This is a genomic window from Streptococcus parasanguinis (assembly GCF_001074805.1).
Classification (GTDB): domain Bacteria; phylum Bacillota; class Bacilli; order Lactobacillales; family Streptococcaceae; genus Streptococcus; species Streptococcus parasanguinis_A.
The window spans coordinates 1-1,714 of sequence record NZ_JUPI01000133.1 but is presented as its reverse complement, the minus strand read 5'-3'; the positions used below and the strand labels follow the sequence as shown (position 1 = coordinate 1,714).

Below are 1,714 nucleotides of genomic sequence, written 5' to 3'. Positions count from 1 at the left end.
TTTCTCAGGAGTTACAGGTTTCTCAGGAGTTACAGGTTTCTCAGGAGTCACAGGTTTCTCAGGGGTTACAAGATTTTCAGCTATCTTACCATTTTTATATGTATCGGCAGTAATATATGAAGTTGCTAAAGGTTTGAATTTAGGATGTTTAATACGGTCGTAAACTCCATTTTCAAAAAGAGAGTTCACATATTCTTTTGAACCAGTTGTTTTCTCACTACGAGATACTTTTCCAGTTTCAGGGTCCATTGTATAAGTAAAGGTCGTAATTTCTTCTCCATCTTTTGGATCTCTAAGTCTTTTTGATTGACTAGATTTTATAAGTGGATTTTCAATTACTTCAACCATTGCAGGATAAGTTCTTTTAAAGATGACAGGTTTAAGTCCTACAATAATAGTAGCGGGTTTGTCTTTGTTTGATGGTGTCACAATTCTAGTAAAGAGAGCTTCTGATGTAACTCTACCTTCGTATACAGTTTTGACATTTTCTGAGACTCTTTCACCAGTTCCAACTTCGACATATTGATGTTCAGGAAACAAAGTCGAACCAGCTATTTGCGGAAGATATTGTCGTGAAGTAGCATCGAAAAAACCATAGTATACTCTATAATGTTTACCTTTTTTTCCTTCAATCAAAACGTTTCGATAACCTACAGGCTTAAATGGATTTTCAATGATTCTTTCTTCGAAATCAATGTCTTTTACTTCAGCTCTGTATTCAGTACCAATAGAAATGACTCTAGGTTTCCCTACTGACACAATGTTACCCTCGCTATCAACTCTTGGGGCTATTCCATTGTCAGTAAATGTAACATTTCCACGGGTATCATTTACATTAGGTACATAGTAGGTAACGTTATCTTCTAAAATCAACGTTGGAGAGTAGTATGAATCTCCGTTTTTTATCTTTTTGTCGATATCTTTATCTACTAAAGGATAGGTTGTAGTAGCTGTGGAGTTGGCGGAAACTGTTTCATTTTGGCTACTGTTAGTTGTAGCAGTATCTGTGGAGTTGGCAGAAACTGATTCATTTTGGTTACTGTTATTTGTAGCAGTAGCTGCTTCGTTTTGGATATTGGTATTTGTAGTAGCTGCTGTTTCATCGGCAGATGCAACTTGAGTTCCAAAAATAAGTGAAGTACCAATTAGAATACCACTTACTAAACCAAATGCTTTTGCTTTACGGAAATATCCATGTCCTTTATAGTTGTTTTCATAGTTATTCTTCATAAGAAAAATAGCTCCTTTAATTTTAATATGTTTATTATGCCATAAATCAGTGACTAAATGCAACTTAAAGCTGTACTCTTCACTAACAACTTTCCCAACATTTTATCTTTTTTCAAAAAAGTGTATTATTATGCTGTTATAACAGATATTTTAATGAACAAGATAGAGAATATTGTACTTTTCATCTTCAATCTAGCATTGAATGTTTAGAACGAGTGATGAACAATAAAAACCCCTATCTATATTTGGATAGGGAGAAGTGTTTTAGTTATTTACCATTTTATATAACCTAATTTGAAAAGTATGAGTTTCAGTTGGATTAAAAACAGCGTATTATCAAGGCTTTTCAGAACGAGACCTACTTATTCATTTCATAAAATATGAATCAATATTTTTTAAATAGGGGAATAGTTTAGGTCGGTTTCAAGTATCACCTAGTTACAAAAATTTGGGGTGAACAGAAAAAGCATCCCGTATTTTTGAT

General features: G+C 33.5%; 1 pseudogene. It reads right to left on the bottom strand.

The features are described from left to right. Nucleotides 1-1,230, bottom strand: a pseudogene (locus tag ADI76_RS09580) (hypothetical protein); the annotation flags it as partial. Nucleotides 1,231-1,714 lie beyond the last annotated feature (484 nt).